Source organism: Priestia megaterium (genome assembly GCF_041941685.1).
Taxonomy (GTDB): domain Bacteria; phylum Bacillota; class Bacilli; order Bacillales; family Bacillaceae_H; genus Priestia; species Priestia megaterium_C.
The window spans coordinates 3,612,248-3,633,995 of record NZ_CP130958.1; the positions used below are offsets into that span (position 1 = coordinate 3,612,248).

The following is a 21,748-nucleotide window of genomic DNA, read 5'->3' on the forward strand; positions in this document are numbered from 1 at the left end:
AATGTAACAACAATATTATAACTAAGAAAAATAGGATAATCAATATGAAGTGTCTAGTAAAACAGATAAAATTGCTAGATTCGTATCATACGTGTAAATAAATCGAAAACTTTTGGAAAAAGGGTGTTAGTTGTCCTGCAGAAATATTTATAGAAACAAAAAAGCAAACTCCCTATCATTAGGAGTTTGCTTCTTTTATTTAAATCTCAGATAGAGTTTTTATAACCTTTTTCATCTCATTTAGTATAGAGATAATACGTTTTAAGAAAATAATTAAGGTACAATATCCCCTTAATGAATGCGCCTCTTTAAGAAGTATCTATCCAAAGTATGGTTTCTCTTTTTCTTTTAAAGGGAACTAAACCGTAAAATTCAACCTTAAAAGGAGACAATCATGGTTACAATTGAATCAATTATAATAGGCATTGTATTTATCCTCATTCAACTATACGCATTAACGATTGTCGAACGTTCTCCAATCGGGGAGCAAAAGCTGCTCTCATTATCAGGTGGTGTAGCTATTGCTTATGTGTTTATTTATATCTTACCTACGCTTCATAAAAAACAAGAAGAATTTGGAGGATCGCTGGCCCTTGATACTGAACTATATTTTCTTGGTCTTCTCGGCTTACTCGTCTATTTTTCCGTTTATTCATTCGCTCAAACGAAGGCAGCCACACACCTAACAGAACTGACCGTTTATATGGTACAGGCGAGTTTCTTTATGGTTTATTCTTTTATCATTTCTTATGTTGTGTTCTCAACCGATGTCAAGCGAGTTGAATCACTATTCTATGGATTGGCTATCAGCCTTCACTTTATCGGGTGGTCTTACCATCTAGGAAAAAAACATCATCGCTTACACAAAAACAGAGGTCGCTATATGCTTGCCGGGGCAACTTTTCTTGGATCAATCATGGGCGTCTTCGGGCCCTCATCCGGCCTGCTTATTGAGTCGATGATTGCATTTAGTTCAGGTGCAATGTTATTTAACGTTATCAGCAAAGAACTCCCTTTTGAAAAACACGCGCACTTGCCAACTTTTTTAATCTCATCTCTTATCTACGCCGCTACAATGATTGCGTTAAAAGCTTTTTTTGATTGGTAATTAAGTGGCAATAGAGCAATAGATTTTTCCTCTAATACATTAGGTTTTCCATTTTTTCAACAGTTGGGATATAAAAATAACCACTTTACTGAAATCAAGAAAGAAGGCCTTTGAACATCTTGGTTGTATCTAGGGGGACATAATAGACTGGGTCTCTGGCTCCCTAGAAATTTTCCTTCGTTAGAAGAAATAAAGCAAGTTGATAACACTGACTTATAAAACTTATTTTTCTTTCTCCGAACTCCTCACTTAAACTTTACACCCAAAAAGTTGTATGAACTCTATCACTTCGTAAATTATCTACGTTTAAAACAATAAGTAAAGATCTAAACAGTTTAAAAATAAAAAAGCGACTAATTAGGGATTTTCCCTCTAATTAGTGGCTTTTTCTTTCCTCGTAAGGAGTGGAGAGCTATTTTATGATGCCCTCACGGCGTCTTGGCTAGTTTGCTCAAGAGATAAATCTTTATTCATTTACATAAAAAGAAAAAAATTCATAATAGGTAGTAAAAACGTATAAATATAGTAAGAGATAAATTGACTAAAAAGGTGATTATTATTTTCCGAAAAATACCGGTTGTTTTTGTGGGAAGCTTATTGCTAAGCATCGGAATTAATGGATTTTTAGTTCCTCATTATTTGTTGGATGGAGGAACAATTGGAATTGCTCTCATCCTTCACTATTATTTTGAATTCCCTACAGGCGTGATGATAGTTATTTTGGGTCTCCCATTATGTTGGTTTGCTTGGATTTATGAGCGGCATTATTTTTATAATAGTTTTTATGGGCTAATTATTTCTTCTTTATTGATTGATTGGCTAGAACCTATTAAAAACCAGTTCCAATTTTCTGTTTTTCCTAGTGTGGTCCTTGGAGGAATATTTATTGGGACGGGGGTTGGTCTTATGCTTCGGTATGAGACAAGCACTGGAGGAACAGATTTACTAGCTCAACTACTATCAAAAGCTTTTTCTTTGAACATAGGGATGGTTATTTTAAGTATAGACGGTTTGATTATAACAGCAGGTCTTCCTTTATTAGGACCTAAAACATTTCTTTTTTCATGTTCAACAATTTTTATAGGGGGAATGACGACTTCGTTAATTACTAAAAAAGAGTAATATACAAGAAATTATAGTTCATCGTTATCATGCATTTAGGAAAGCAGTAAAAAGAACCCTGCAGTACGGAATTTCTACTCCACCTGAGGGCTCATGGTACTAGCTTGTCGATTTAAATAATTTCCATCAAGAAAGAAAGTCTTTAATAGCCAGAATCCTCTGATGTAAGATTATCGAGCATTGTGTAATCATATTTCTGCAGGGGCTTTTCTGCTGGACCTTCTATAACTTCTCCTGTATAAGAAAATCTAGATCCGTGGCAAGGGCAATCCCAGGAACGTTCTCCGCTGTTCCATTCGACTTCGCAGCCAATGTGAGTACAGGTTGTATCTACAATGTGGAGTTTTCCTTCTTGATCTTTATAAGCTCCCTTTCGATGGCCTCGAACCGTAATTACAGCCCCTTCATCATTAGATAAATCTTCAGCTCTTACATCAGAGATTTCAAGTTTCCCTTTGATAAGGTGGCTTACCACATCAGCATTTTCTACTAAGAAATTTTTCAAGCTGGGGTTTGCGTAAAAACGCGATGGCGAATATAAATCTTGATAAGCATTCTCTTTGCCTAGAATTATATCTCTGAATAAAAGTGCTGCTGCTGTTCCATTTGTCATTCCCCATTTTCTATAACCAGTAGCAACTAGTATATTAGGTTGACTAGAGGTGATTTCTCCAATATAAGGAAGTTTATCAAGCGTGACTAAATCTTGTGCTGACCAGCGATATACAATATTTTCTATATCGAAAACTTGTTCACCAAAATCCTTTAACGCTTTATAATGTTCCATTGTATCTTTTCCTTGACCGGTTTGATGGCTTTCCCCCGCCACAAGAATCATTTCCTCACCGTTAATGACTGCAGAACGCAGGGAACGTGTCGGTTGATCAGCACTAATATACATTCCACCTGGATAAGCTTTTTTGGCTTTAACAGCAAGGATATAGGAGCGGTCAGCATGCATTCTGGCAGAATAAAGTCCAAGCCCTTCATAAAAAGGAAAATGCGAGCAAGAAAGAACGTAGCTTCCTGTAACACGTATACCTTGTCGGGTAAGAACTGTTTGCTTATCCCCAGATTCAACATTCACTGCCGTTGTATGTTCAAAAATAAGCCCGCCTTTTTGCTTAATAGCTTGAATGAGGTGAACTAAATATTTAATGGGATGGAACTGTGCCTGGTCCTTCATAACAAGGGCTTTTTTAACTTCCACGTTAAAAGGAATATGATCCGCCAATTCACCATCAATATTAAGTTCCTTATAAGCTTCTGCCTCTTTTTCAAGCTTTAGAGCATACTCGTCAGTAGTAGCATATATGTAAGCATCTTGCATGATGAAATCACAATTAATTTGATGATCTTCAACTGTTTGCTTAATAAAGTTCAAGGCATCTGTATTAGCCTCATAGTATAATCTTGCCTTACTTCTTCCAAAATTCCGAATAAACTCATCGTAGATCAAATCGTGCTGGGCAGTAACTTTTGCTGTCGTATGTCCTGTGGTGCCATTCAATAGTCTTCCTGCTTCTAAAACGGCAACCTTTAGACCTTCATTGACCAAAAGATAAGCAGAAGTAAGACCTGTAATCCCTCCGCCTACAATCACAACATCTACGTCCATGTCATTATCTAAACCAGGAAACTCCGGCAAATCAATCAAATCTCTCCAGTATGGTTCAGGCGCCTGCGGAAGCTGTTCTCCCTTGCGTTCATTATGAGTCACATTAAGACCTCCACTCAATATTTTGATAGTAGCGTTATTAGGTTTTCCATTTATTGAGAGTTCATACTTACATGAGGAATACAGCCTTCGCTATGTAAACTTATATTATTTTATAACCTCCATTCAAAAAGTCTTTAGTTTCAAATCTTATATAGATAAAAAAGAGAGAGTCTATTTGAATTAGACTCTCTCTTCTTTATAGAAAATATATATCTACGAATATTGATTTTAACCTTTGGCTAATTCTAACGCTTTATCTGCCTTTTTTAAATCGTGATTTACTTGCTCTTCAATATCGTAAGCATGATACATTTCATTATCAATCATATATTGAGCGATCTTTTCATGAAGCTCAATAGCTTCGTCTAATTGTTTTTTTAATACTTTGCGTACTTCTGGTGTTGCTGTTTCTGTAAGTGCTACCGCATATGTTCGTACACCATTTTTCGCTGATAATAATAAATCAGTTGCAATAGCAAGATCATCCAATGTTTTGTTAAGCGTACTTTTAGCAGCCATTCCTTAACCCCTCCTATTTATTGAGCTTTCTTTAAGATTTTTTTCAATTCATTAATTGCTTCAGTAGACGTTTGGACGTCTTCTTCTAGAATCTTTTTTAATTTTTCGTCCTCTACCAATTCCAGCATTGCTGTGCCTTTTGTTACACACGACGTTTTAAGCGTTAAGATTTCATGAACTTCTAGCGTCTCGTGCATAGCTAATTTTTTTGACATGTCTCAATTCCTCCTTATAATCGTATATATTTAAAGACTTTAAGCGCGTAATTTAGCGCCTGCGCAGGCTGTTTTCTAGTTTTTTAACCGTTAGAATTTTTATTGCTAGCTTTTCCGCCTTTTTCACCTATTTCTCGAAAAAAATCTTTGTTTTGATTCTTAGATGTGGCTTTTCCACCCTTTTCACCAATCTCTTGGAAAAACTCCTTATCATGATTTTTGGACGTAGTTTCTCCACCTTTTCGTCCAGCTTCTTCTCTGCTCATTTTTTCATTTTCTTTATTCTTGGCCATCTTTAATTCCTCCTTAAAATTTTTTGGCTTGTGAACTATATTCCCAGCTCATTTCCATTTAAACAATAATTGTCTAATTTTTTAAATGTTTCAGAAAAAGGCGTCGGGGTATTACAAGTAGCATAAATGAATTCATTTATATAAACCATTTTCTATACTAAAAGGAGGAACTGCTCATGACAAAAAATGTGATAGGCACATATGATAATGAAGAAGCAATCGTAACGGCTGTTCAGCATTTAAAAATACAGGGGTTTCAAGAGAAGGACCTCTCTCTGGTCACCAGCAAAGATATCAATAAAGAAGACTATTCAGAAGTGGAAAGAAAAGAAGGAATTGACGTAAAGAAGATTGAAACCACAGATCAAACTCATCAAGATGAGTCGATTATAGATAAAATTAAACATATGTTTTCATCCAATCACCCTAAAGAGACTCTTAGGGATAAACCAGGAGCAGAAAAGCATTTAATTAACTTAGGTGTTCCCCTTACAGAAGCAGGACCCTATGCAGATGATTTGCAAAAAGGAAAAGTATTATTGTTAGTAAGAGCCCATAGAGAAACAAAAACAAACCCGTTCTTAGAAAATAGAGAGGATTCTCCTTTTGCGAAAGGTGACTCTGTTTATGATAAATCATTATACGGAGAACACCGTGATCATGAATAGAATGTTCCCAAAACTGAAGAGCATATTGAGTTGTGAGGGAAGAAGGAAATATTAAAAATCAAGTTTGTGAGCACACTAAGAATATAGGAATCTTAGTTTCTTATATTCCTTTAAGTATGTGTTTTAAAAAAGCTACTCAAACGAGTAGCTTTTTCTTTTTTAAACAGCGAACATCCATCAGCCTAATTAACCTTAGCCTATGTTTTAATTTAAATACTCTAGCATATTAGCGTTACCTCTTACAGATCCAAGATGCTTCATAAATAAGTAGAAGTTTTTTATGTAAGTAAACCGGGAAACCAAACGTTAGATAACAGTAAAGGAGAACATGTTATGCATGAAATGACAGAAAAGCTACATGACTTTTTATTAGAACATATTGATGAAATGTCTCAAGAATGGCTAGACTCGCAGGAAATAGAAAAGGATTCGATCTACACAGCTGATGCCTCTTCCGAAACAACCGAATATCTCAGGGTACAAAATCAATATTTCACTCGTAAAATTGTAAAAGTTCTTATAGGAGAGTCATTAGATACCCTTAGTGATTGGGCACAGGAAGTTGCCACAAAAAGGGCTGAGAGAGGTGATTCTCTTTATCATAGTATCCATCATTTTAAAAAGTTTCGTTTAATTTTTCTTAAACGAATTGAATCATTTTTTTATCTTTATTCGTCTAGCATTACATACGAAGAGCTTTTTTTATGGAATAACGTAGTCAATGAAGCGTTTGATCAGATGATAGAACTTTTTACCCTTTATTATGGACAAGTTTCAGAAGCGCAGTCTCAAGCTCAAAAAATGCTGATTTCTGAGCTTAGCACGCCTGTCATTAGTATTTCCGATACAGTGGGTGTGCTGCCTCTCATTGGTCAGGTTGATGATTATAAGAATAGTGATTTTGCAAAGAAAGTTATGCTGCAAGCAAAAGAGCTCAATCTGTCTTGCTTAATTATTGACTTATCGGGTGCACCTTCGATTGATACTATGATGACCAATGAATTATTTCAAGTTATAAAGATGTTGGACCTACTTGGAATTGATACAACCATCACAGGCATCCGTCCGGAAATAGCCTTAACTGCTGTTCAATTAGGAATAGATATGAGTAAATTGAGAACTTATGGAAAGTTAAAAGATGCGGTAAATAAGCTTTTACTTGAGTGATATTGAATTAAAGTACTAAGCATTTTTTTATGTCGGTTATATCACAAATAGACGTACCCTTCCTATTATGAGGAAACTTCAGGTAGAAAGAGAACCAATAATTTATTTGTTCTTCTCCTGCTAGCATACTAATATGAAGGAAAAGAACTTTATATTAAAACCATTATTTTCACTCCTGTATAGAGACTACATTATGTTAAATGGGTACAAAAGCAAAAGGATTCCCACTTTTTAAAATAGAATAGCTCCTTAAAAGGTTATAAAGGAGCTGAACTCATGTCTAAACAAATAGAAGATATAAAAGAAATAAAGCTTTTAGATTTTCAAGTTCACTTATGTGAGGAGATTAGAAAATTGTTAAGAAAAAAAAGGAATCTACCTTTTACACAGGAATATACAGAACACGATATCGTGCATATTGCTTTAAACAGACTAATGAGTGAATTAATCTCTAGATACTAAATATATATGCAGGAGCGCATTCAACAAGCAGTTGAATAACTAATGTTAAAGAAGTCTGGATATTACTAGACTGCTTTTCCCCTTTCTGAAATCCGTTTTATGTTTATATCATATATCTTGAAAAACAGAAAAAACTACAGGTTCATAAGGAATCAGTAGTTTTTTCTGTGATATAATTAAAAGTTAGTTTTGATGCTTTTACATATCTTGAGTAGTTCACCCAAGTTACCAATAACTTATGTATTAAAAAGAAAATTTATTTCTCTTTCAAAAGACGCTTATTTTCTATTTTACATACCCTTAATGCTTATACCATACCATCGTAAACCTGTTGTAAGAAATGTTTTTTTATGACTTGTTAAGGGAATTAAAGAAGAAATTCAAAAAAAGAGGGAGTTACAATGTCAAAAATGGAAAGAAAAGAAGACTACGAGGAGATTTACATAGGTAAATATGAATTCTTCTTTAAAAAGAGTTATAAAGTTATAAATACGATTAATGACTTCTTGATAGGTATCTGGTTTCTAATTGGCAGTATTTTATTCTTCTATGATCACTTAAAAAATATAGGGGTTTGGCTATTTATTCTTGGAAGCGTGCAATTGCTCATCCGTCCAACGATTAAATTAGTACACGATTTTCACTTACGCAAATATTTAAAGAAAGGCTATCATAATGAATAATCTTTCTTGCAAAAATGTCATTTGTAAATTCTATGTATCAAAAGGGTTTGAAAGCTAATGCCTACAAACCCTTTTAATTCTACTTTTAAATTAAATATATCACTCTGAGTCTAACCCTTTTTCATTCAATTTATGCGAAGTCACGGCAATTACAAACTTTCCATCATCTAAATCTTTTTTATGAGAGGTTAGCTCCTCTATAGGAATACCTAAATTCGCTGCACGGTCTTCGGCATTCGAGTAGTTTTGTACTACAAAAAATTTCTTTAATTTATCTAAAAAAGAATCCGGCTGCGCTCCCCCAGTCATATCTTCATGAGTGACTTCATCGTGATCAACAGCAGATAGTTGATCAACGTTGACATTCGTTCTATAGGCTAGATTGCCCGCTGAGGTCTTTTGATTAGTTAGAACTGTAATTTCATTATCCTCATACCCTATCATTTGTAATTTCTCAATTTTAGTTAATGTTTCTTCTGGCGACTCATATACACCTATAACACTTTTACTCATATAGCTTTCCTCCTTAATTGAGATTTTTTATCCTTACTTTTCCTTTACCCGTTATTCTATCCTTATTAACAATAGACCCGTTGCTAAAAGCGTAAACAAAATGGTTTTCCCTTTTTAGGAAAAAAGATTACCTCCCCTCGGACTGCGTATATTACATCAGGTCAAGAAAGAGATAATCTTAAAAAGGGTTACCCTTCTGCCTTACTTATTGGGCGAATAGTCTTGTATTCTGGTTTCCACATAGCTTTTTCTATTAATTTTTCTACATCCTGTTCTTGAACTCTAGATACGCCGTCTTTAATAGCGGCTTTTGCGACAGCTATCGCCACTCTTTTGGATACGTTTTGAAGATCTTTAATATGAGGGAGCAGCGTATCGCCTTTGGTTTGAGTTTCAGCCATATGGGCGACTGCGTTTGCAGCTTCAGCGAACATGGTGTCTGTAAATTTTCCCGCTTTTACAGCAATGGCTCCTAAACCAAGACCCGGAAATACAAATGCATTGTTAGCTTGGCCAATTTCATATGTTTTTCCTTTATACTCCACTGGATCAAATGGACTTCCTGTTGCAATTAATGCTTTACCATCTGTCCAATTTATAATATCTTTTGGGATAGCCTCAGCTAACTTAGTAGGATTAGATAAAGGCATAATCACAGGTCGTTCTACATAACGAGCCATTTCTCTAATAATTTCTTCCTTAAACGCTCCTGTTATCCCCGATGTTCCAATTAAAATAGTAGGCTTTACTTGTTTGACCACTTCTAACAGAGGCACTTTATGTTCTTTATCTTTTTTCCAATTCTTTATTTCCTCTAACTTACGAGCATAAGGCTGCTGAAATGGGGCTAAATCGTTCATCTCTTCCGTTAACAGTCCTCTATAGTCATAGGCCCAAAATCGATCATACGCTTCTTCTACTGAAAGACCTTCAAGGACCATAGCGCTGTGGATTCGATCAGCGTTACCAATACCTGCAGAACCTAGTCCAAAGACAACGATACGATGGTCTTTTAGAGAAGTTTTTGTAATCTTTAAAGCAGTCAATATCGCACCTAACGTAATCACACCCGTACCCTGGATATCATCATTAAATGTTAAAAGAAAATTCCCATACTCTTCTATAATGCGTCTGGCATTTTTATTCCCTAAGTCTTCCCAATGTAACAATGCTTTTGGGAACTTATTTATTATTTTATTTATAAATTGATCGATAAACTGATTGTAAGCTTCGCCTTTCACCCGCTCATGGCGATTACCTAAATAAAGCGGATCGTTAAGTAATTCTTTATTATTAGTCCCCACATCTAACACAATAGGAAGAACACGACTTGGATCAATACCGGCAGCAGCTGTATATACTGCTAATTTACCCACTGCAATGTTAATTCCACCTACTCCCCAGTCACCTATTCCAAGAATGCTTTCAGAGTCTGTAACCACGATTAAATCAATATCTTCTGAGCTCAATTCTACATTTTCTATCGCTTTGTCCATTTTATCTGCTTCATCAATCGACAAATAAAGACCATCAGGACGGTGATATTGATGGCTGTATTCTTGAATAGATTCTCCGACGGTTGGTGTGTAGATAATAGGTAGCATTTCAATTAAATGATCTTTTAATAATCGATAAAACAATACCACATTTCGATTATGTAGATCGTTTAATAAATTATTTTTTTGTAAATCATTTGATGCATTCTTAAACTGCTGATAAGCACGTTGTATTTGCTCTTCTAAAGTCAGTACGGTGGGTGACAATAATCCATCTAACTTGAGTTCTTCTCTTTCTCTTTTTGTAAATGCAGACCCTTTGTTTAGATAAGGTCTCGATAAAATGTTTTTCCCTTGTAATGGTGTTTGAACAAAACTCTTTTGTGCTTCAGTAGAAGATCTCATATGTTATCCCCTTTCCGTTTTTAAATGAATGTAAAAAACAATGTTTTTCTTATGCCATCGGTATCATGAGGTTTAACAAAGATGTTTTCTTGCTACATACAATACTTTTAAACGGAGAAGCTCTTGCTTAAACATAGAATATCCTGAAGGTGGCAATTCAGAATGGTATCTATTTCTTTAGTGATGGCTTAAAAAAATGTATTTGAGTTCTCTTCTGCTGTGAGATAGCTTTTAGGACTACTGATATTGACAGGTAGAAATATAAAAAAGCAGTATTTGGTGCATTTCTTTTAAGCTAGTCATATTCATCATGATTCTCGTCAAAAAGAAGCCCTTGCTAATCATAGCAAAGGCTTCTTTTTGGTGAGCTTCTTCTATAAGTTATGTAAATGATGGAAGCAACCTTAACATATATAAATGGTTTGCATATTTTTCATTGAGGATTTTCCGTTCTTATAACCCGCTTGATAGTAAGCAAATAGTAAAGTATCTCCTACAAATAATTCATTTATCTACTTATTCTTCGTATGGACAAATGATTGGATATTTTAAATTTAAATTACTAATAATAACGTTATATGTCTTTTACGCAAAAGGAGCTAAACAGAGATGGAACTTAAAAAAGTAGCCGGCATCACCTTTTTATCAAGCGTTATCTTATTTTCGGGACCTTTATCATTGGTCAATGCATCGGTAAATGATTCTAAAATGACTGTAAAAAATTCAGTGAAAGAATATCAGCCCAATATAAAGATTTTGGCCACTGGAGGTACGATTGCAGGCTCTTCTGAAAGTAGCACAGACACAACTGGATATGAATCAGGAGCTCTTAACATTAAAACAATTATCAAAGCTGTTCCTCAGTTGAAAAAAATAGCGAATGTAAGCGGAGAACAGGTCGTAAATATCGGAAGTCAAAATATAAATAACAGCATTTTGTTAAAGTTAGCGAAACGAATTAATACACTATTAGCTTCTAAGGATGTTGATGGAATTGTAGTGACACACGGATCTGATACGATGGAGGAAACGGCTTATTTTCTAAATTTAGTAGTAAAGAGTGACAAACCTGTGGTTGTGGTTGGTTCAATGAGACCAGCTACCGCTATAAGTGCAGATGGACCGCTAAACTTGTATAATGCAGTGAAAATTGCTTCTACAAAAGAAGCACGAAATACCGGCGTTTTAGTAGCGCTTAACGATCGAATTGGTGCAGCTCGTTATATAACAAAAACACATACAACGGCAGTAGATACGTTTAAATCCCCTGAACAAGGATATGTAGGAGAAATAGCTGGAGATAAGGTAATATTTTATAACAAACCAACTCGCAAGCATACAACACAATCAATATTCGATGTATCAAAATTAGATAAGCTTCCTGAGGTAGACATCATATATGGGTATCAAAACGACTCTAGGTACTTTTATGACACAGCGGTAAAAGCTGGAGCAAAAGGAATAGTCGTTGCAGGAGCAGGAAATGGGCTGCTATCAGATGCTGCTCTAACAGGTGCTAGAGATGCGGTAAAAAAAGGCGGAGTTATTGTTAGATCTAGCCGGGTAGGAAGCGGAGTTGTGACACATGAAGAATCAGATGATAAAGATAAGTTTGTTACATCCGATTCGCTAAATCCACAAAAAGCCCGTATTCTTTTAATGCTTGCTTTAACGAAAACAAAGGATCCTAAAAAGATTCAAGAATATTTTAATGAGTATTAATCAAAAATATCTTTCATCCTCTGTTTTGACTAAATTTTTTAAGAACAATCGTTAACGACAGCTTATAAGAAGGACATAAAGAGGTTGAGACATCACTAACATACTTTTATCTCAGCCTCTTTTAATTAAGAAAGAAACCATCAGCAGGTTCCTTATTCATTTCCCCAGTTCTTACTTTCTATAATTACATGATTTGATGTGTCGTCTAGTACACGCCATATCAAAGTCTTACCTTCTATATCTTTTAACTCGATAATGCCCTCTAGCTTATTGGTATTTACATGGACCCGTCTCTCATCTATTCTTTGCGCACTTTTTAATCTTGTCCCGAATGTTGCAGGACTTTCTTCCGTTAGCTTTCCAATTACATCTATCATACGCTTGTCAGAAACATAGTTTTCTTTGCTCTCATAGTTTTTATCAGCAGGTTTAATAGCGTGTTCTAACCCATTTTCATACTGGCGCCAATCAACAATTAAAAAAATCGCAAATACTAAAGACACTGTGAGTAACAAACCGTAGGCAACATTTCGTTTCATTTATTTTTGCTCCTTTCGCAGGAATAGGTTGTATCAGAAAATAGTATCGTATCACTTTAAAAAATATTCCTTTTTCAGCATAAAAGAAGGTATATTTTTTAAAGTTTTCTGCTTACGGAGAGTAAATGCCTAGGTTAATTTATGTAACTTATAATCAGCTTAATGTAAGTCCAGTGCTAAAAATTCGTTCATTAGGAAAGACAAAAATAAACCATGTTAGAAAACTGAAGAAATTGACCTTCTCTATCACAAACTTCTCATCGCATTATAAGAGCCCGTAAACCTATGTTTACGGGCTCTTGTTTCGCGTTCATAAGATATAAATATAATTAGTCCAGTATACATGTTTTATTTAACTTAAGTTATTTTTCAATATGTTCTCCAGTTATTCGAATAAAGCCTTCATTTCTATCTAATGGAACAGGAGGACGCTCGCCTAAAGGAACCTTCCAGTGCCACCATTTGAAGATTCTAGCGATGACGAAACATAGAATAGATATGCCTGCAAAAATCCCAACAAACGTCCAGTGCTGTCCGCTTAACAGCATAACAGGCCCCGCTGACCACGCAAATAATTCTAACGGCGTATTAAGCGGTCCAACTACTGCTGTATCTGTAAGTGTTTTTGATTTATTATTAGGGTCAATAATTCTTAATAATGTAAGTCCGATAGCAAATACACCTGTTGAATAGCCATACACAAATATGGAACGTTCAAACCAACTTTCATAGTTCATAGCCGGTCCAATTACGATTAGCATCACCACTACTATTGCTATGCCAGAAAGCATTAATAAACCAAGTGGAAGTGCATATTCCACAACGATAGGTAATTTAATTGAAGCTATCCCAAAAAACACAAGAAAATCGGTTGCTGCACTGCCCAAACGGTCGACTATCTTACTATCGACGTATTTATAAACCCCTTTTTCTCCTTTGCCTAGCAATATGTACATAAGCAGCGCTATCAAAAATGCTATTGTAAACGTTGGAAATTCCAGTCCCAAAGTAGTCGCAATATAATTATTTAATAAGTATCCCAAACCTGATGGTACCACTAATAATGCTAAATGAAAGGCTAATGGATCCATCGCAATTGGTGAAATAGTATCATTTCCCATTGCCGTTCTATTTTGAGGTTGAACTAACCCTGTTTTTAAATCCTCCGAAATTTCCGAGAAGTCTTTTACATAATGAGTGTATCCCTTTTGAGTTGCCCATTTTATAAAAATAAGGCCTCCGAAAATACCTGCTAAAATACCGCCAGTAGCAGCTGTCATTCCTAAGTCCGTTGCATTTTCCCAGCCTAAGTTTTCGAAGGTTGTACCTACCGCTGCCGCTGTTCCATGTCCTCCATAAAATCCTGCTGCTAAAAGTAAACCAAATCCGTTATTAATTTCTGGAGAAAACTTTGAAATAACTAAAATAGAAAAAATAATCGGAATAGACATTTGAAGGCCTATACAAAGAATTTTATAAGTGGCATATGCGCCCATTCGATTAATATCCTTTTTCATATTGCCGGGTGAAAAAGAAAACCCGTTTATCCCAACTGCCGCAAATACAAAAATGGTGATGATTCCTGCATAGGAGCTAATATCTTCAGAAAAAGGTAGAACATTTAAAAAGCTAGGTCCTAATGCTAAACCTAAAAAACCCGCCAATAAGCTTGCTGGAATAAAACTTCTTTGGATAAATTTAAATTTTGCACGAAGCAGCATACCTATTAAAATCAGAACACTGGCACAAGCAAAATCTACTAGTATCGTATATACAGTCATTCATATCCTCCTTCCGTAACGTTAAATGCTTAACAAATTATTGGATTTTGTTGATGTAGCTGGTGGTGCTGGGTCTAGTCTTTCCTCTTGTATATGTAATACGTCTTCTGGTTTGATCCAGGGTCTATTTTGTATAGCACTTGTTTCTTCATGTGTAAGGTATCCTTTGTAAGCTGTTAAGCTTCTTCTTAAAAATCCGTCTTTAATACAGGCTGACTTCACACCTGAATTCAGGATGGACTGAATATGCGGCAGCACGGACGCTGCATAAGCTACAGAAGTAGAATTAGCAATAGCTCCAGGAATATTGCTGACACAATAATGAACGACACCATTTTCGATATATGTAGGATGTTCATGAGTTGTTTCACGGAAGGACTCAATTGCACCGTCAGTGTCATTGCTAATATCTACAATAACTGATCCTTTTTCCATTAAATTGAGCATATCGCGCTCTATTAAATAATCCTTGCGTTCCTTTGGCCATTTCACACAGTTAATTACCATATCAGTTTCAGGAAGCAGTTTTTTAATATTTTGCTTAGTTGATAGCTGAGTATTCACTTTTTCATTATACGTTTTGCCAATATCTCTTAATGTTCCGTAATTTACATCCATAACCGTACACCACGCGCCTAATGAATGTAACACCTGGAGCGCCGACCTTCCTACTAATCCTCCTCCAAGGATCAGTACCTTCATACCAGGGGCTCCAGCTAAACCGCTAACAAATTTTCCTTTCCCACCGTTAATCGTCAGCATGGCTTGCAGACCCATTAATGCACCTTGTTTTCCCGCTGCTTCACAGTTTACTGAACCAAATCGATGTGAATCTTCCGCAGTGAATGCAATACATTTGCTATCGAGTATAGCCTGTACCTGCTCTTTATGTGCAGCTGGATGTATACACGTATAGATAATTTGATTTTCCTTGAGCAACTTATACTCATTCTCTTCAATCTCTTTAACTTTTGCTATAAAGTCACATCTTTCATACATCTCTTCTTTTGTTTCTACTATTTCCGCCCCTTCTCTTTCATACTGTTCATTCGTAAATCCCGCTAAGGCGCCCGCATCTTTTTGAACAAGAACCGTATGGCCATCGTCTTTAATAGCAGCAACCTCTAAAGGCGTCATAATGACTCGATATTCTCCCACTTTCTTATCTTTTAATATGCCAAATACCATGTTGATCCCCCTAAGTTAGTTTTGTAAATGCCTCTCTTTCATGCGTAATGTTAAGGTTAAATAAACTATTAAAAATATTCAGATTAAAATAAATACACCTTACCTTGCTACACACAAACTATAGAGAGATTGTTCTAGTAGAACCTTATTCTGCATTTACTTACCAAATTATAAATTAAAATGAATAAAAATTCAAAATAATTTGAAATCATCACTTATTTACACGTGTCATGACAAGCTGTTACCGTATTAACCTTGCATAGAAAAAATGGTTCCACTCATCAACGTTCAATGAGTGAAACCATTTTTGGATTATCTGCGGCTAGCTGTGCCTCTGCTTTTTGGCAGATGAGCTTTGTGCCGTATAGCTAACAGGTTACTTTATTACTGAAATACTGCCGTTATGAGTGGCTAGTTTAATCGTATTCTTTCCTTTTCCAATAACAGCGTCCCCATCATATTTATTCAAGATATCTACTTTCCCGTTGTCGACAGAAACGTTGAATTGAACGTCACTTGGTTCTTTTTTCGTTGTAATCTTAATTTTTCCATTGTGCGTTTTAAAGTCAATATCTCGATCAAGTTCTTTTGTTTCAAGAGCGATGCTTCCGTTATGCGTTTCGCCTTCTAAACTACCTTCCACGTTACTCAGCGTTATTTTCCCGTTATTTCCTTTTGCTTGAACCGCTTTTGCTGCAGCATTTTTTATGCTTGTAAGTCCATTGTGTACGCTGGTATTCAGGTTTTGTGAATCAATCTTCTCTAATTCTACACGTCCATTGTTTGCGCGAATGGAGACATCTGCTGCGCGTAATTTTTTAACGGACACATATCCGTTGTTGCTGGAAATCCCCAATGAATTATACTGTTTTTCAGGCAGATAAACGTTGATGGATAGCGGTTTTAATACACTAACAATGTCAAAATTGACCCAGCTGCGCTGTTGTTCATTATAGGAGATGAAAAGCGTTGAATTTCTAACGTCAGTAGTGAAGTCTCTTTTTATATTAGGAGATGTTTCACCTTTTAATGTTACTTTGATGTTATCGCCTTTGATAGGGTACACATGAACACGGGTATTATCCGTATCGATGTTTACCTTGGATACTTGATTGCTGTTGATTGTTTTTTCTTTTGAAATAGGTTCAGGATCAATAGCACGATAAGTAAGGAGACTTCCTATAATCCCAACAAGGACGAGAATACCTGCAAGAATGGAGAGTTTCTTTTTATTCAGCACGTTTTAAACCGCCTTTCACCAGTGATACATTGTATTTTAGATAACGTACAAAGCCTTTTATAACTAGCTTTGTCACAACTAACATACCTAACATAATAAAATAGCCAAGTCCGCAAAATGCTAAAGACATAAAAAGATTAAAGAGAAAAAAGCCGCTCGAATGTACAATAGCCTCACCCAGAACTAGAATAGGAGATAGCAAGAAGCATAGACCTATGGCCCAAGCTGACAGAATGAAGCCAGCTAGTGCAACGGCAGGACCAAGAACAATTACTACATTAAAAAAAGCTAAACCAATTACGGCCCAAGTGGCTCTCAAAATATTTTGAGTTGTTGCCTTTGCTGTTGCTTGCTCAACGTGATAATCTGCCAGCAATTCTTTGGCTATTTGATTCGGAGAACCTAAGGAGGTCACAATTTCTTCTTCTGTTTTTCCTTCTTCTAAGCCAATGGAAAAATGCTCTTCATAATCTTGTAAAATATCTGCCCGTTCTTTTGAGGACAATGATTTTAAAGATTCACTTAGTTGCTGTAAAAATTTACTCTTCGACATTGTTCACACCTTCTTTAATTAATTGATTAACACCTCTTGAAAACTCGTTCCACTCATCGACAAGCTTGTATAAATAATCTCTTCCTTTATCGGTAAGCTGATAATACTTCCTTGAAGGACCTTCTGTAGATTCTTTTAAATACGTTGTAAAATATTCTTCTTTGGTTAACCGGCGCAGAAGAGGATATACTGATCCTTCTGATATTTCAATTTGATCGGAGATTTTTTGAACTAATTCATATCCATAGCGGTCTTTCTTATCAAGTAACACAAGGACACAAAGCTCTAAAACTCCTTTTTTAAATTGTACGTTCACTGTTCTTCACCCTTTTCTTTTCACAGTTCACTACTGTTTATTGTATAGTACTGATTCATAATGATTTCCTAATAATTACAATATATCACCAGCTATTGTTTATTGCAAGGTACTGTTTAATATTTTTTTCAAATTTTAACCATCTTTACAGTCGTAAGGTATTTTTTATAAAGCAAGGTTCAACCTTCTTTTTCTAATTAGCTTATATATGGAATTATTTTTAACGCGGCCAAAAGAAAAAGCAGCCTATAACTATAGACTACACAGCAGCGATCAAGCCAGGCTATTTTTCTTTTGCTTGTTTGATAAATAAAAAGAAAACCGTTATTAAGATAAAATAGTTTAGCGGGTTTTTGAAAACGTCCCCGCCTAAAGCCAATTGTAATAAAATCCATAAAGCGAAGATAACTAATATGGCTGGTATTATAAGTTTGTTCATCCATCACTCATCCTTCGTTTAAAAGTAATAAAGCAATCGTGGCTCTCCATGTTTGTTTCATACTATAAAATTAAATCAATAAATAGCTTTGAAAGTATACTGATTGAATGCTTGTAAGAATATCACTTTTAAAGATAAAATTTAACAGTTGTTATCACAATTGATAGAAATGTCTTAAGTAAATTTGATTTTTTGTAATACGTTGAAGAAAAAAGTAACCGTTTTTTTACATTTTTTAATAATAAAAAACAGTCAATTTTATGACTGTTTTAAGTAGAACGCTGTCAAATTTTTGAATTTTTAGGTGGTGCAGTATCTGTATAAAAGATACATTTTTTATACATTAGCTTTTCATTCGCCTACTGAGAAAACGTTGATAAATCAATGCAGGCTTTCAAGATGTTATCACCTCAAAACAGTGAACATTCACAAACCGAAGGTGCACTGCCTCTTTTATAGCCTGCTTAGAACATAAAACGAATATGTACTTAATTATATTTTTGCTGATTTTAAAACCGCCGCCTCTTAATATCAGTACTTTTAATGATCCACCCCCTCACCCACTTAATTATGAATACAATCACTTGTGGCCTTAGACTATAGGGTTATCTCAGTGTTGATATATAATCGTATTTATTTTTTACTTTGAGTAGGCCTTTTTTGCTCAAACTTCTTCTCCTGATAGCGTTGATAAAACCAAATAGCAATAGCTAGCCAGCAACCGCTAGCAAAATACCCTCCAATAACGTCGCTAGGATAATGTACACCTAAGTAAATACGACTAATACCTATTGCTAGAATCATCGTAATGCTAATAACGATTAAAAGTGTACGTCCCCAGCGAGTAGGAATATGACGCCAGAGCAAGAATGAAAGGACGCCGTAAACAGCAAAGGCACTCATGGCATGTCCACTTGGAAAACTATAACCATTGATTTCAATTAATCGATGGAAATCAGGACGTGCACGATGAAAAATTAGTTTTAGCAGCTCATTGAGGATTGGAGAACCTACAATAATCGAGATAAATAAAATAAGCTCGGTTCGATGTTTTAATACTTTATAAAGAAAAAATAAACTAAAGAGAGAAATAACTGTCACGGATGGTGTAGAGCCTATGAAAGTAAAGCACTTCATAATAACCGTTAACCCAGGAGACTCGCCCCCTTGAATAAACGATATAATATAGTTATCAAATGTCACAATCTTTGATCCACTAATTAAAATAGCTATCCCACTAAAACAAATAAGGGACAGCACGCTTAACATAAAAGCAAGTGTAAATTGAAATTTCAACTTCATACTAGACACCTCTATTTTCTATTCTTTATCAAGCTATTTTTGATGAAAGGTGATAAGGTCTTTTTATTTTTAGATTTTAATATTTCTTTACTTTTGAAATTAGGAGTATTAAAAATAAAAGAGCTTGTTTTATATTCACACTTATAAAGAGTTATTAAACAGAGGCAATACAACCGTTACATTTGTTCCTTTGCTTTCTTTACTCTCGATGTTAATGGTACCGTGGTACTTCTCAACCCATCGTTTGGCTATAGCCAGTCCTAAGCCAAGTCCTCCTTGCTTTCTGCTCCTTGCCTTATCAACTCGATAAAATCTATTTAAAATATAGGGGATATCTTCTTCTGGGATTCCAATTCCTTTATCCATTACTTTAAGGTATACTTTTTCATTGATTAGAGAACAGTCTATAACTACTTCTTTCTCTTCCTTTTTGGAATATTTGACTGCATTATCTAACAAAATGATTAATATTTGTTCTAGATGCCGAGAAGAAATATTCACATACAGACTTTCATGAGAATGTCTTATTTTAAACTCATAGTTGCTATACAGTACTTCAAAATTCCTTACAACATGTTGTACAGCCGTCCATACGTTGATAGGTTCAACATCTACAGGGTTTATCAGGCTATTTTCGGCACGGGATAACTCTAATAATTCTTGCACAAGATTCGTTAAACGGTCTACTTCTTTCAGGCTGGATTTTAAGGATTTATCTAGTACTGCCGCATCATTTTTGCCCCAGCGATTTAACAACATCAAATGTCCTTGGATAATGGCTAACGGAGTTCTTAATTCATGTGAAGCATCCTCTACAAACTGTTTTTGCTGTAAGAAAGAGTCTTCGAGGCTATCCATTAACTCATTAAATAAACTGCCTAATTGGGCAAATTCATCGTTTTTTTCATTAACTGGAACCCGTTCTTCAAGGCCATTTATTTTTATTTTTTTCATCGTCAATGTTAACGCTTGAATGTTAGATAGTATTTTCTTTGCTAAAATTGTTCCACCGAGAATACTAAAGACTAGTGAACCTACTCCTGCAGCAAGCATTAATAAAAACACCTTATCCATAAAAGCATCGGACATCTCCATATTTCTAATAATTTCAACAGTTCCAGTGAAGTTGTCGGTGACGATTGGAGAACGGAGAACGAGTAGACGTTCATCGTGGTTTCGAATCACTTTGTACTCTTGGTGCTTCACCGTTTTCGGTTGCTGCCAGTTTGGTGAAACATTATTTGATGTGCTGGTTATGACGTTCCCTTTCATATCAAGAACACGAATCAACTGATTCTTTTCATTAATTTTCGTTAAGTACCCTTTACTGTTTTTGATTTGTTTTAAAGATAAAGGTTCATCATCAGATTGAATAAAAGCGAGAACCTCTTTTAATTGATGAATACCATTTTGCTTTTCATAATTTAAAATGCCATTATTAATCACAATATATTGAAAGACATTATAAGAAAGAAAAAGAAAAAATAAAAACATGGAAGACCATAAAGTTATCTTCCATCTTATAGGTAAATCTTTTATATATTTTATCCATTTTCTCATTCACGCATCACGTATCCGACCCCTCTAACGGTTTGAATATATAACTCTTTGTCCTCTGCACTTAATTTATTTCTTAAATATCTAACATATACATCTACAACGTTCGTTTCAACAACTGAATCGTACCCCCACACTTGTTCTAAAAGCATATCTCTCGTTAATACTTTATTAACGTTACGCATGAAAATAGCTAGAAGCTCAAATTCTTTGTTCGTGAGTTCAATCAGCATTTTCTCTTTTATCACCGTTCTTGATTCCAAATCAAGTTCAATATCTTTAAATGTTAATAATAGCTTTTGATCTAAGATCTTGTTGTTTTCTTGACGTCTAAAAATGACTCTCATTCTTGCAAATAATTCTTCAATTGCAAATGGTTTCGACAAATAATCGTCAGCTCCATTATCAAGCCCCATTACCCTATCCATGACGCTATCCTTAGCCGTGAGCATAATAACAGGAGTATCCTTAGTTGTTCTTAGTCTTCTGCATACTTCAATTCCATTTAATCCAGGCATCATTAAATCCAGTAATATAATATCGTACTTCTGCTTGGTTGCTTTATCTAAACCAGTACGACCATCGTAAGCTACGTCAACTAAATATCCTTCATATTTTAGTTCTAATTCTAAAAATTCTACTAATCCTTCTTCATCCTCTATAATCAGTACCTTTTGCATATAAAGTACTCTCCTTTGTCTAAAAATAAAAAACGTAAAAACTTCTTCTACAAATGAATA

At 35.1% G+C, this 21,748-nt stretch carries 22 protein-coding genes and 1 pseudogene; 7 read left to right on the plus strand and 16 right to left on the minus strand.

Translation table 11 applies throughout. The annotated features are described in order from the left end of the window. Positions 1-394 precede the first annotated feature (394 nt). Entirely contained in the window at positions 395-1,108 is a 714-nt protein-coding gene (locus Q5794_RS19125) for a hypothetical protein (RefSeq protein WP_164796164.1), read from the plus strand. Between the two features lie 537 nt (positions 1,109-1,645). Next, the gene (locus tag Q5794_RS19130) at positions 1,646-2,230 is read left to right on the plus strand and encodes a YitT family protein (protein ID WP_374988317.1); all 585 of its coding nucleotides are present in this window, start codon (positions 1,646-1,648) and stop codon (positions 2,228-2,230) included. 142 nt (positions 2,231-2,372) lie between these two features. Here the strand turns inward: Q5794_RS19130 and Q5794_RS19135 are convergent, their stop codons facing one another. The 4 genes and pseudogenes from Q5794_RS19135 to Q5794_RS19150 form a co-directional block, all read right to left on the minus strand. Further along, positions 2,373-3,848, minus strand: coding sequence for an FAD-dependent oxidoreductase (locus Q5794_RS19135; RefSeq protein WP_374989236.1), 1,476 nt, complete (start codon positions 3,846-3,848; stop codon positions 2,373-2,375). 330 nt (positions 3,849-4,178) lie between these two features. After that, positions 4,179-4,469 carry a spore coat protein gene (locus tag Q5794_RS19140; RefSeq protein WP_192995059.1) on the minus strand — a complete coding sequence of 97 codons (291 nt, stop codon included), beginning with the start codon at positions 4,467-4,469 and terminating at the stop codon, positions 4,179-4,181. A gap of 17 nt (positions 4,470-4,486) precedes the next feature. Next, positions 4,487-4,684: a hypothetical protein gene (locus Q5794_RS19145; RefSeq protein ID WP_043978700.1), complete on the minus strand. Its 198-nt coding sequence runs from the start codon at positions 4,682-4,684 to the stop codon at positions 4,487-4,489. A 95-nt stretch (positions 4,685-4,779) separates the two neighbouring features. Then, a pseudogene (locus Q5794_RS19150) lies at positions 4,780-4,977 on the minus strand (KGG domain-containing protein); the annotation flags it as partial. A 176-nt stretch (positions 4,978-5,153) separates the two neighbouring features. On the opposite strand from Q5794_RS19150, the gene Q5794_RS19155 reads away from it, so the two are divergent. From Q5794_RS19155 to Q5794_RS19170, 4 genes are all read left to right on the plus strand, one after another. After that, positions 5,154-5,645, plus strand: a complete 492-nt coding sequence (locus tag Q5794_RS19155) for a general stress protein (RefSeq protein ID WP_251034386.1) — start codon at positions 5,154-5,156, stop codon at positions 5,643-5,645. 333 nt (positions 5,646-5,978) lie between these two features. Further along, positions 5,979-6,812 carry an STAS domain-containing protein gene (locus Q5794_RS19160; RefSeq protein ID WP_374988318.1) on the plus strand — a complete coding sequence of 278 codons (834 nt, stop codon included), beginning with the start codon at positions 5,979-5,981 and terminating at the stop codon, positions 6,810-6,812. A 276-nt stretch (positions 6,813-7,088) separates the two neighbouring features. Then, on the plus strand, positions 7,089-7,274 hold the full coding sequence (locus Q5794_RS19165; protein ID WP_214987291.1) for a hypothetical protein: 186 nt from the start codon (positions 7,089-7,091) through the stop codon (positions 7,272-7,274). 401 nt (positions 7,275-7,675) lie between these two features. Beyond that, positions 7,676-7,957: a YrhK family protein gene (locus Q5794_RS19170; protein WP_192995065.1), complete on the plus strand. Its 282-nt coding sequence runs from the start codon at positions 7,676-7,678 to the stop codon at positions 7,955-7,957. A gap of 99 nt (positions 7,958-8,056) precedes the next feature. On the opposite strand, the gene Q5794_RS19175 is transcribed toward Q5794_RS19170, so the two are convergent. Continuing rightward, positions 8,057-8,470: a general stress protein gene (locus tag Q5794_RS19175; protein WP_214987292.1), complete on the minus strand. Its 414-nt coding sequence runs from the start codon at positions 8,468-8,470 to the stop codon at positions 8,057-8,059. A 188-nt stretch (positions 8,471-8,658) separates the two neighbouring features. Continuing rightward, complete coding sequence (locus tag Q5794_RS19180; RefSeq protein WP_374988319.1) at positions 8,659-10,371, minus strand: NAD-dependent malic enzyme; 1,713 nt, start codon at positions 10,369-10,371, stop codon at positions 8,659-8,661. 609 nt (positions 10,372-10,980) lie between these two features. Between Q5794_RS19180 and Q5794_RS19185 the strand changes: the two genes are divergently transcribed. Then, positions 10,981-12,093, plus strand: coding sequence for a type II asparaginase (locus Q5794_RS19185; protein ID WP_192995071.1), 1,113 nt, complete (start codon positions 10,981-10,983; stop codon positions 12,091-12,093). Positions 12,094-12,245: 152 nt separating this feature from the next. Here the strand turns inward: Q5794_RS19185 and Q5794_RS19190 are convergent, their stop codons facing one another. From Q5794_RS19190 to Q5794_RS19235, 10 genes are all read right to left on the minus strand, one after another. After that, positions 12,246-12,632, minus strand: coding sequence for a hypothetical protein (locus tag Q5794_RS19190; protein ID WP_214987294.1), 387 nt, complete (start codon positions 12,630-12,632; stop codon positions 12,246-12,248). A 362-nt stretch (positions 12,633-12,994) separates the two neighbouring features. Then, positions 12,995-14,413, minus strand: coding sequence for a sodium/glutamate symporter (locus Q5794_RS19195; RefSeq protein WP_374988320.1), 1,419 nt, complete (start codon positions 14,411-14,413; stop codon positions 12,995-12,997). A gap of 21 nt (positions 14,414-14,434) precedes the next feature. Then, on the minus strand, positions 14,435-15,601 hold the full coding sequence (locus Q5794_RS19200; protein WP_374988321.1) for an alanine dehydrogenase: 1,167 nt from the start codon (positions 15,599-15,601) through the stop codon (positions 14,435-14,437). Positions 15,602-15,977: 376 nt separating this feature from the next. Further along, entirely contained in the window at positions 15,978-16,841 is an 864-nt protein-coding gene (locus tag Q5794_RS19205; RefSeq protein WP_374988322.1) for a DUF4097 domain-containing protein, read from the minus strand. Next, positions 16,831-17,394, minus strand: a complete 564-nt coding sequence (locus tag Q5794_RS19210; RefSeq protein WP_374988323.1) for a hypothetical protein — start codon at positions 17,392-17,394, stop codon at positions 16,831-16,833. Before Q5794_RS19210 ends, Q5794_RS19205 begins: the two co-directional genes overlap by 11 nt. Beyond that, positions 17,381-17,710 carry a PadR family transcriptional regulator gene (locus Q5794_RS19215; RefSeq protein WP_013084425.1) on the minus strand — a complete coding sequence of 110 codons (330 nt, stop codon included), beginning with the start codon at positions 17,708-17,710 and terminating at the stop codon, positions 17,381-17,383. The genes Q5794_RS19210 and Q5794_RS19215 overlap by 14 nt, the downstream gene beginning before the upstream one ends. Before the next feature lie 283 nt (positions 17,711-17,993). Further along, positions 17,994-18,149, minus strand: a complete 156-nt coding sequence (locus tag Q5794_RS19220; RefSeq protein WP_013058429.1) for a hypothetical protein — start codon at positions 18,147-18,149, stop codon at positions 17,994-17,996. Between the two features lie 633 nt (positions 18,150-18,782). Beyond that, complete coding sequence (locus Q5794_RS19225; protein ID WP_374988324.1) at positions 18,783-19,451, minus strand: phosphatase PAP2 family protein; 669 nt, start codon at positions 19,449-19,451, stop codon at positions 18,783-18,785. 141 nt (positions 19,452-19,592) lie between these two features. Continuing rightward, entirely contained in the window at positions 19,593-21,011 is a 1,419-nt protein-coding gene (locus tag Q5794_RS19230) for a HAMP domain-containing histidine kinase (RefSeq protein WP_192995081.1), read from the minus strand. Beyond that, complete coding sequence (locus Q5794_RS19235) at positions 21,008-21,688, minus strand: response regulator transcription factor (protein ID WP_192995083.1); 681 nt, start codon at positions 21,686-21,688, stop codon at positions 21,008-21,010. The genes Q5794_RS19230 and Q5794_RS19235 overlap by 4 nt, the downstream gene beginning before the upstream one ends. Between the last annotated feature and the right edge of the window lie 60 nt (positions 21,689-21,748).

Coding starts and splice junctions, on each gene's coding strand:
- Q5794_RS19170 (WP_192995065.1), top strand. CDS start 7,676: ATGTCAAAAATGGAAAGAAAAGAAGACTACGAGGAGATTTACATAGGT.
- Q5794_RS19220 (WP_013058429.1), bottom strand. CDS start 18,149: ATGAACAAACTTATAATACCAGCCATATTAGTTATCTTCGCTTTATGG.
- Q5794_RS19135 (WP_374989236.1), bottom strand. CDS start 3,848: ATGGACGTAGATGTTGTGATTGTAGGCGGAGGGATTACAGGTCTTACT.
- Q5794_RS19210 (WP_374988323.1), bottom strand. CDS start 17,394: ATGTCGAAGAGTAAATTTTTACAGCAACTAAGTGAATCTTTAAAATCA.
- Q5794_RS19165 (WP_214987291.1), top strand. CDS start 7,089: ATGTCTAAACAAATAGAAGATATAAAAGAAATAAAGCTTTTAGATTTT.
- Q5794_RS19200 (WP_374988321.1), bottom strand. CDS start 15,601: ATGGTATTTGGCATATTAAAAGATAAGAAAGTGGGAGAATATCGAGTC.
- Q5794_RS19190 (WP_214987294.1), bottom strand. CDS start 12,632: ATGAAACGAAATGTTGCCTACGGTTTGTTACTCACAGTGTCTTTAGTA.
- Q5794_RS19125 (WP_164796164.1), top strand. CDS start 395: ATGGTTACAATTGAATCAATTATAATAGGCATTGTATTTATCCTCATT.
- Q5794_RS19160 (WP_374988318.1), top strand. CDS start 5,979: ATGCATGAAATGACAGAAAAGCTACATGACTTTTTATTAGAACATATT.
- Q5794_RS19195 (WP_374988320.1), bottom strand. CDS start 14,413: ATGACTGTATATACGATACTAGTAGATTTTGCTTGTGCCAGTGTTCTG.
- Q5794_RS19230 (WP_192995081.1), bottom strand. CDS start 21,011: ATGAGAAAATGGATAAAATATATAAAAGATTTACCTATAAGATGGAAG.
- Q5794_RS19185 (WP_192995071.1), top strand. CDS start 10,981: ATGGAACTTAAAAAAGTAGCCGGCATCACCTTTTTATCAAGCGTTATC.
- Q5794_RS19175 (WP_214987292.1), bottom strand. CDS start 8,470: ATGAGTAAAAGTGTTATAGGTGTATATGAGTCGCCAGAAGAAACATTA.
- Q5794_RS19235 (WP_192995083.1), bottom strand. CDS start 21,688: ATGCAAAAGGTACTGATTATAGAGGATGAAGAAGGATTAGTAGAATTT.
- Q5794_RS19155 (WP_251034386.1), top strand. CDS start 5,154: ATGACAAAAAATGTGATAGGCACATATGATAATGAAGAAGCAATCGTA.
- Q5794_RS19145 (WP_043978700.1), bottom strand. CDS start 4,684: ATGTCAAAAAAATTAGCTATGCACGAGACGCTAGAAGTTCATGAAATC.
- Q5794_RS19140 (WP_192995059.1), bottom strand. CDS start 4,469: ATGGCTGCTAAAAGTACGCTTAACAAAACATTGGATGATCTTGCTATT.
- Q5794_RS19180 (WP_374988319.1), bottom strand. CDS start 10,371: ATGAGATCTTCTACTGAAGCACAAAAGAGTTTTGTTCAAACACCATTA.
- Q5794_RS19225 (WP_374988324.1), bottom strand. CDS start 19,451: ATGAAGTTGAAATTTCAATTTACACTTGCTTTTATGTTAAGCGTGCTG.